Origin of the sequence: Streptococcus oralis (assembly GCF_001579025.1) — a bacterium.
GTDB lineage: Bacteria > Bacillota > Bacilli > Lactobacillales > Streptococcaceae > Streptococcus > Streptococcus oralis_X.
This window is the reverse complement of sequence record NZ_KQ970235.1, coordinates 312,429-320,458: the sequence shown is the minus strand read 5'-3', so window position 1 is coordinate 320,458 and position 8,030 is coordinate 312,429. Positions and strand designations below refer to the sequence as shown.

Annotated in this window: 10 protein-coding genes; 2 read left to right on the top strand and 8 right to left on the bottom strand. The window is 39.6% G+C overall.

What is annotated here, in order from left to right; all coding sequences use genetic code 11:
- From SORDD27_RS01465 to SORDD27_RS01430, 8 genes are all read right to left on the bottom strand, one after another.
- On the bottom strand, positions 1-730 hold a 730-nt coding region (locus SORDD27_RS01465), incomplete at its 3' end, for a homoserine O-succinyltransferase (protein WP_231069261.1).
- A 186-nt stretch (positions 731-916) separates the two neighbouring features.
- Entirely contained in the window at positions 917-1,429 is a 513-nt protein-coding gene (locus SORDD27_RS01460) for an adenine phosphoribosyltransferase (RefSeq protein ID WP_001049316.1), read from the bottom strand.
- Positions 1,430-1,516: 87 nt separating this feature from the next.
- On the bottom strand, positions 1,517-2,275 hold the full coding sequence (locus SORDD27_RS01455) for a class I SAM-dependent methyltransferase (protein ID WP_061426931.1): 759 nt from the start codon (positions 2,273-2,275) through the stop codon (positions 1,517-1,519).
- A 484-nt stretch (positions 2,276-2,759) separates the two neighbouring features.
- Positions 2,760-3,449 (bottom strand): 50S ribosomal protein L1, encoded by a 690-nt coding sequence (gene rplA / locus SORDD27_RS01450; protein WP_001085675.1) that lies wholly within the window; start codon positions 3,447-3,449, stop codon positions 2,760-2,762.
- Between the two features lie 207 nt (positions 3,450-3,656).
- On the bottom strand, positions 3,657-4,082 hold the full coding sequence (gene rplK, locus SORDD27_RS01445) for a 50S ribosomal protein L11 (protein WP_001085808.1): 426 nt from the start codon (positions 4,080-4,082) through the stop codon (positions 3,657-3,659).
- Positions 4,083-4,204: 122 nt separating this feature from the next.
- The gene (gene ldcB, locus SORDD27_RS01440; protein ID WP_061426929.1) at positions 4,205-4,921 is read right to left on the bottom strand and encodes an LD-carboxypeptidase LdcB/DacB; all 717 of its coding nucleotides are present in this window, start codon (positions 4,919-4,921) and stop codon (positions 4,205-4,207) included.
- Between the two features lie 14 nt (positions 4,922-4,935).
- On the bottom strand, positions 4,936-5,397 hold the full coding sequence (locus tag SORDD27_RS01435) for an HIT family protein (protein WP_061426927.1): 462 nt from the start codon (positions 5,395-5,397) through the stop codon (positions 4,936-4,938).
- 1 nt (position 5,398) lies between these two features.
- Positions 5,399-6,436, bottom strand: a complete 1,038-nt coding sequence (locus SORDD27_RS01430) for a M42 family metallopeptidase (RefSeq protein WP_061426925.1) — start codon at positions 6,434-6,436, stop codon at positions 5,399-5,401.
- A 139-nt stretch (positions 6,437-6,575) separates the two neighbouring features.
- Between SORDD27_RS01430 and SORDD27_RS01425 the strand changes: the two genes are divergently transcribed.
- On the top strand, positions 6,576-7,127 hold the full coding sequence (locus SORDD27_RS01425) for a DUF1307 domain-containing protein (RefSeq protein ID WP_061426924.1): 552 nt from the start codon (positions 6,576-6,578) through the stop codon (positions 7,125-7,127).
- Between the two features lie 318 nt (positions 7,128-7,445).
- Complete coding sequence (locus tag SORDD27_RS01420; protein ID WP_061426922.1) at positions 7,446-7,997, top strand: DUF1307 domain-containing protein; 552 nt, start codon at positions 7,446-7,448, stop codon at positions 7,995-7,997.
- Positions 7,998-8,030 lie beyond the last annotated feature (33 nt).

The window sequence follows — 8,030 nt, the reverse complement described above, 5'->3', positions numbered from 1 at the left end:
CCAAAGTGTCACGATCGTACTCCAAATGACCAAAACTATAAATTTCACGCAAATCTCGACTAGCTAGAATGGAAACCCCAACCTCAGGACCTTCTGACAGAATCTCCAGATTGGTCTTGTTTAAGATTTCTTCTTTTAAAATCTCCGTATGACGAGAATGAGGAGCAACATAGCGATCATCAAAACCTCTAAAAAGAAGGTGCCCTTCTTTCAAGGTATCCTGTGGATAAATACCTGATAGTTTTCGATCCATCTGGTGCTTTTCAACGCCATAGCGAACATAAAGACCTGCTTGTGCTCCCCAACAGATATGGAGAGTTGAAAAGACATGCGTCTTGGACCATTCGATGACCTGCTTGAATTCCGCCCAGTAGTCCACCTCTTCAAAAGGCAAATGCTCCACTGGTGCTCCTGTAATAATCATTCCATCAAAAAAGTCATCCTTGACCTCTGAAAAGGTCTTATAGAATGTTTCCATATGTTCGGCACGAGTTGTCTTGGAACGATGTGTTTCCATATATAAGAAATCAATATCTAATTGCAAAGGGGTATTCGCCAAATGCCGTAAGAGTTGCGTTTCTGTTACCATCTTTTGAGGCATGAGATTTAAAATCAAAATCTTCAAGGGGCGAATATCCTGATGAGCGGCCCGTTGGTCGTCCATAACAAAGATATTTTCTGTCCTTAAAATCTCCACAGCTGGTAATTTTTTATCAATTCGAATCGGCATAATACCCTCCTAACAGTTCTCTATTTCGGGAATGATGTTGTCTGTTTGAAAGTAAAAACCTCCAAATACTTCTTCCCTTTATTATACTGTATGAAGATATAGTTTTCAATTATAGTTTTTCTCTAACTAGCTATAGTTAATTTATATAGCAGATGAAGAGAAAACAGCCCCAAGGACTGTTTTTCATTAATAATGCATAAGTACCTTGTAATCGTAATCTCCGATTTTTTCACGGCCTTTAAGCTCATCCAACTCGATCAAGAAAGCACAACCGGCTACAACTCCACCAAGTCTTTCAATCATCTCAATTGTTGCCTTGACAGTTCCACCTGTTGCCAAGAGATCATCTACGATGAGAACGCGTTGGCCTGGCTTAATTGCATCAGCATGCATGGTCAAGGTATCAATACCGTACTCCTTCTCATAGTCAGCAGAAATGACTTCACGTGGCAATTTCCCTGGTTTACGAACAGGTGCAAATCCAATTCCTAGCTCAAAAGCAACTGGGCAGCCAACAATAAATCCACGAGCCTCTGGGCCCACGATCATGTCGATCTTCTTGTCTGTTGCATACTGAACAATTTCACGAACAGCGTAGCTATAAGCATTTCCATCTGCCATCAAAGGGCTGATATCACGGAAGGTAATACCTTCCTTAGGATAATTTTCAATCGTTGCGATATAATCTTTTAAATTCATCTTTTTCTTTCTTTCAAAGTTTTTTACTCTCTATTATAGCATATTTTTTAAGAAAGAAAAAAGGAAAATGTTAACTTCAATAATTATCTAACGATTTGACGATTTATAACTAGCCATAGCAATAAAGCCCAATTTCTGTTTATTCTTAGCAAACATTTTATACATAGTTAAAAACTGCTTTCTATTCTCCTTTTTACAAGCATTTACGCAAATTTTCAAAGTTCCTAGCCAACCTTCGTCATAAATCATACCTGATAATTTCATTAATGTCATTTCACCAGTCAATACTTTCACATCACGATAACCTGATTCTATCATCACCTGTTCCCAAGCATCTTGAGTTAAAGGACCTACATTTACATGAATTGCTTGTGACAATTCCTGTCTGACAGACTCTTTAGCTTCCTTAAGAAGCACATCATGTGTCAAAAGAAGACCTTCAGGTTTTAAAACCCTTAGATATTCCATTACACATTTTTTCTTAGCTTGATCGGCTTGCATAGTCAGCATAGCTTCATTTATAACAATATCAAAACTAGCATCTTCATAAGGAAGTTTCATTGCATTTGCTCTTTCAAATCTGATCAAATGACCAACACCTGCCGTTTCAGCAGATTTTTTAGCCACTTCTAAGGCTTGTCCATCCATATCAACAGCAGTTATCTTACAACCAAAACGCTGTGCCAACTCAATTGCTGTAGTTCCCCTATTGCACGCAACTTCTAGTATTCTCTTTTCTTTTGAAAATTCTCCTTCTGCAATTAACCAATCTGTAGCACGTTTTCCTCCTGGACGTAAGCGTTTTTTCCCCAGTTTTGCTAAAAACTTATGACCTGCTTCTGACATTTGAACACCTCTATTTTTTCTTCATTATAACATAAAATTATATTATCTGACAATTCTAATCTATTATTTGATAAACTAGAATCAAAAGCATACAAGCTACCATGACTATAGCATAAATCTATTAATCACCTCTCTAGTTCGAATTCAATTGCTCACGTAGTTTACGCATATAGGTTACAACTACATATTTGTACTTTAGAGTTGCTGGCCTCCTTATCCGCTATATACGCTTTACTATCACGTGCCTATTCGTATAGCCAAGATTTCTCTATCTCTTTCTCAGCCGATTCTCATTTCCAACGTCAGACTTAAACAGTCTATCCTAATGCCGTTCGATCAGCTACTCACAATAGTCAGGCTTGGGAATCACTTTTGGGTTTACTAGTATATGGTACCCACAGAGGATTTACACCTCAGATGAACGGAATGTCCGTCGTACCTAAAAAAACGAGCACATTCGTACTCGTTTTTAAAAATCTGTTAATTAAAGTGAGTTTACGTCAACCTTGATACCAACACCTTGAGTAGTTGTGATTGTCAAGTTTGTTACGTAAGTTCCTTTAGCTGTAGCTGGTTTTGCTTTTTGAATTGTTTCGTTGAAAGCTTTAAAGTTTTCAACCAATTTTTCAGCTTCAAATGATACTTTACCGATGATTGCTTGAACGTTACCTGCACGGTCAGCACGGTAAGTAATTTTACCACCTTTAGACTCTTCAACTGCTTTAGCAACATCCATTGTTACAGTACCAGTTTTAGGGTTTGGCATCAAGTTACGTGGTCCAAGGACACGTCCAAGACGTCCAACAAGAGCCATCATGTCAGGTGTAGCGATAACTACGTCGAAGTCCAACCAACCGTCGTTGATTTTCGCAACAAGGTCATCTTCACCAACAAAGTCTGCACCTGCAGCTTTTGCTTCTTCAGCTTTTGCACCACGTGCGAAAACAAGAACGCGTGAAGTTTTACCAGTACCGTTTGGCAATACCATTGCTCCACGGATTTGTTGGTCAGCTTTTTTAACATCGATGTTCAAGTTGTAAGCAACTTCTACAGTTGCGTCAAATTTTGCAAAGTTAGTTTCTTTTGCAAGTGCTACAGCTTCTTCTACACTGTATGCTTTTGTGCTGTCGATTTTTTCAAGAGCAGCACGAAGTTGTTTGCTTTTTTTAGCCATTTTCTATTCTCCTTGTAAGTGGTTCAATCGATTTTCATCTCCCACGTCACTTCTCGAAATGATGAAGTCTTGCGGGTATTCAGTCTATTAATTTTCTTTTCCTACTTCCTTAAGTTCCTTTACTGTACCCAAGTACAAGCGTCAGTCACTGGCCTAGTATGAAAAGCAACTAATAGACTGCTGTGAGATTTTCTACTGTGTTATTGATTAGTCAACAACAGTGAATCCCATAGAACGAGCAGTACCTTCGATCATACGCATTGCAGACTCAATGTTTGCTGCGTTCAAATCTGGCATCTTAGTTTCTGCAATTTCTTGTACTTGTGCACGAGTAACTGTAGCAACTTTAGTTTTGTTAGGTGTACCTGATCCTTTTTCAACACCTGCAGCTTTTTTCAAAAGAACAGCAGCTGGTGGTGTTTTTGTAACGAAAGTAAATGATTTGTCTTCGTATACTGAGATAACAACTGGAATGATCATACCAGCTTGGTCAGCTGTACGAGCGTTGAACTCTTTTGTGAATCCCATGATGTTGATACCAGCTTGACCAAGAGCAGGTCCAACCGGTGGAGCTGGTGTAGCTTTACCAGCAGGGATTTGCAATTTTACAAGTTTTTCGACTTTTTTAGCCATTTTTAAATCCTCCTTTGTGGTTTTGGCGGTAATGTAAGTTTTTTACCTCCCACAAGTATGCTTTACACATACCTTTCCATTATACACTATTTATCTAAAAATGCAATAGAAAAATTACTTTTTTAATCGACGTAATCGCCGCCTTCAAAGCCATAGTACTCTTCCAAACTGAGGCCACTTGCAGCAATTTCTTTGGCTTCTTTTCCAACGTAGCGAAGATGCCATTCTTCTGCCATGTAGCCAGTCTCTTTTTCCTTGCCTTTGAGATAGCGAACGACAAAGCCATAGTCAGCCGCATGATCCAAGAGCCACTGGGCTGCCTTTTCTTCAGTAACTAAATCACCATCTGTCCCAATAAGGTCAAAAGCAAGACCCGTCTGGTGTTCACTGTAACCTGGGCGTGCTGAGTAGCGATCTGCTGCTTCCTTGCCATCTTGATTGACATAGTCTTGATAAAGTTTGGTTTGGGTTTCATAACTTCTAAAACCACTGTAGTGATCGCTGATTGGGTAGCCAGCTGCTTGCATTGCTGCAATGAGCTTCAGCAACTCTGCTTTAGCTGTTGGATTTTCTCCTGGATTATAGTCTTTTGACAAAGGATAGTGCTTATTAGCTATGACGATTTCATCGTACTTCCCTTGAATACTATAGTAGTCTCCCTTATTGACAACTTCTGCCTTCTTCTGACTAGAGGCTTGAGATTTGCTCCCTACAGTTCCTTCAGGTTGACTAGATTGTTCCGTTTTTTGAGTGTTTTCTTCATTTTTAGGTTTTTCTTGAGAACATGCTGCTAGGGTTACTGCCAGCAAACCGGATAAAACGATGTATCTTTTTTTCATTTTTTCTTCCTCTCTTAGACCATGTACTTCTCTAATTCATCGGATAAGGCTTTAATCATTTGTTCCAACTCATGGGATTTCACTTGGCAATCTTCTGCCGCCATTTCTTCCCAGGGCACCCACCAGACTGGACCACGGCCATTCAATCCATGACCCCTCATATCACCTGACCGTCTTGGAAAGAGATGCCAGTGAGCGTGGGCATCTCCATTTCCTAGAAGTTCAATGTTCATCTTTTCAGCTTTAAACGTTTTGGCAACAGCTTCTTGGACCAAACTCATTTCCTCTAGAAAACGAAGTTTTACAGAAGTCTCCATATGGTGGAGTTCTGTGATATGCTCTTTTGCCAGAAATAAGGTATAGCCCTCAAAGTATTGGTGGTCTCCAATAACAACATAGCCTGTTTCTAGTTCTTTTACAAAGTAGGGATTTTCTCCTGCCTTGATCCATTCAATTCTTTGACAAATCAAACACATATTAGTCTACCAATGCGCTCTTGAGATAGGCATCGACCATACGCTCAGTCGCCACTACTGAATCAATATGTGTTCGTTCGTAAGAGTGACTTGACTCAATACCAGCTCCAAGGAGGGCATGCTTGACCTCGGCTCCTGCAGACATAGCTGCCGAAGCATCCGAACCGTAAAATGGATAAATGTCGAGCTTAAATGGAATATCTTGCTCCTTTGCCAAAGCCACTAAATGTTGACGGAAGTCGTAGTGATAGGGACCTGAAGCGTCCTTGACACAGATAGAAACTGTATACTCATCCGTCTGCTGGTCATCGCCCATAGCTCCCATATCCACAGCTAGATATTCCACTACCTGAGCTGGAATATTGGAGTTTGCACCGTGACCCACCTCTTCAAAGACTGAAAAAGCAAAATGAGTTGTTACTGGCAATTCAAGCCCCTCTTCCTTATAAACACGAAGAAGATTGAGCAAAATCGCTGCGCTGACTTTGTCGTCCAAGTGACGAGACTTGATAAAACCAGTCTCTGTCACGACAGTTCGCGGATCAAAACTGATAAAATCACCGACCTCGATGCCCAAGGCGCGGGTTTCTTTTTCATTGGTTACTTTTGCATCCAAACGCACTTCCATATTGTCCTGCGTACGTTCTGCAGTTCCCGCATCTTTGTAGACATGGCAAGAAGTTTGATGGATGAGAATAGTCCCAGATACCTTTTGACCAGTGCTAGCTACATGAACCGTACAGTTCTCCCCTTCAATCATGTTCCAAGGGAAACCACCGATGCGATCCAATTTGAGACGGCCATCCGGTTTGACTGCACGAACAATAGCACCTAGCGTATCCACATGGGCAGTCACATAACGTTGTTGCTCATCATTTTGACCTTTAATGGTCACATTGACACCGCCCTTAGCTGTACGAACAGGCTGGTAACCAAATTTCTCTAAAGTATGGACTAGATAGTCTGAGATCTCACGAGTAAAGCCTGTTGGAGATGCAATTGCGGTTAGTTCTTTGATATAGTTTATAGTCTGATTCATTTCTTCACCTCTTTCCTACCATTATAACATTTTTCTAGTCAGACTCCTTCTCAAAAGGAGAAAAACTGTGTTTAGTTGCTTTCACTATAGATCCATGTTATAATACAAATACTTTGATTATGAAAGGAAAGTAAAAAATATGAAATCATACTTTAAAGTATCACTAGCCCTTGTGGCTTCACTTGTTCTCCTGCTCGGATGTTCCAAACAAGCATCAACACCTACCAACAGCAGTACCAAAGAAGACACAACAACTCAGTCAAGTGAGAGCAAACAAAGCACTGAACAATCATCTGAAAAGAAAGAAACAACTAAAACACATACCTTTGTAAACAAAAATAATTCTGGAATCACTTCTACCTTGGTTTATACTGTAGAGGGGGACAATGTTATCAAGCAATCAGCTAATAATATTGCTGATCCTGAAATCCTTGGTGCAACTCCAGAAGATGTCAAGAGTTTTATTGAAGAAAAGTACAAAGGTTATAATGGACTCAAAGGTGTTAAACAAACGATTGAAATCAAAGATGGAAAAGTTGTTCAAGATCTCGAAGTAGACTTCTCAGTTGCAAGCATTAGCGAACTTAGAAAAGCACTTCCTGAAGAATATTCTGGTATCGGCAATCGTATCAGTTTCTCAAACTCTAAAAAAGCACTGGAAAAAATGGGATTCACAGAAAAGACAAACTAATCTCCTAAAATTTCATATAGACTAGTGTAGGTCCACCCCAAAAGTTAGACACAACTCTGACTCTTGGGGTATTTTATTACATCCCTAATCGATGAGTCCAATAGATTCCTCCCAATCCCATAAAAAGTACATTTAAAACTTCACACCATTATAAAGCCATACGATAAAAGATATTTGAAACAGATAGAGACAAAACTTTAATCGTCAGACTAGTTTCTGTTCATTGGAATGTCAGTTCAGATAAAAGGGTAGGTCTAGTTGATTTTGTAGTAGAATCATGTTATAATACAAAATACTTTGATTATGAAAGGAAATTCTATGAAAACTCTTGTTAAAACTTCACTTGCCCTAGTGGCTTCACTTGTCCTCCTGCTCGGATGCTCCAAACAAGCATCTACACCTGCTAGCAGCAGTACCAAAGAAGACAAAACAACTCAGTCAAGCGAGACCAAACAAAGCAGTCAACAATCATCTGAAAAGAAAGATGAGACAAAAACCCACACATTTGTCCACAATAGCAAACCTGGAATTCATTCTACCTTGACTTATACTGTGAAGGGAGATGACGTTGTAAAACAAACTGTTCATAATGTACTTGACCCTGAAAAACTTAATAATACCGCGGAAGGTATTAAGGAAATTGTTGACGATACTTATAAAGGTTATGAAGGGGTCAAAGGGGTTACACAAAAAGTTGAAATTCAAGACGAAAAAGTTATCCAAAACATCGAGGTTGACATGACTGTCGCGAGTCTTGACGAATTGAAAAAAGCAATGCCGAACGAATATTCTGGTATTGGAAACCGTGTAAGCTTTGCTGCTTCGAAAAAAATGCTTAAAGACGCTGGTTATACCGAACAAACCAACTAATGAGTCGTGCTCATACAAAAAAAATTCTGTCGT

Coding starts and splice junctions, on each gene's coding strand:
- SORDD27_RS01460 (WP_001049316.1), bottom strand. CDS start 1,429: ATGAATTTAAAAGATTATATCGCAACGATTGAAAATTATCCTAAGGAA.
- SORDD27_RS01455 (WP_061426931.1), bottom strand. CDS start 2,275: ATGTCAGAAGCAGGTCATAAGTTTTTAGCAAAACTGGGGAAAAAACGC.
- rplA (WP_001085675.1), bottom strand. CDS start 3,449: ATGGCTAAAAAAAGCAAACAACTTCGTGCTGCTCTTGAAAAAATCGAC.
- rplK (WP_001085808.1), bottom strand. CDS start 4,082: ATGGCTAAAAAAGTCGAAAAACTTGTAAAATTGCAAATCCCTGCTGGT.
- ldcB (WP_061426929.1), bottom strand. CDS start 4,921: ATGAAAAAAAGATACATCGTTTTATCCGGTTTGCTGGCAGTAACCCTA.
- SORDD27_RS01435 (WP_061426927.1), bottom strand. CDS start 5,397: ATGTGTTTGATTTGTCAAAGAATTGAATGGATCAAGGCAGGAGAAAAT.
- SORDD27_RS01430 (WP_061426925.1), bottom strand. CDS start 6,436: ATGAATCAGACTATAAACTATATCAAAGAACTAACCGCAATTGCATCT.
- SORDD27_RS01425 (WP_061426924.1), top strand. CDS start 6,576: ATGAAATCATACTTTAAAGTATCACTAGCCCTTGTGGCTTCACTTGTT.
- SORDD27_RS01420 (WP_061426922.1), top strand. CDS start 7,446: ATGAAAACTCTTGTTAAAACTTCACTTGCCCTAGTGGCTTCACTTGTC.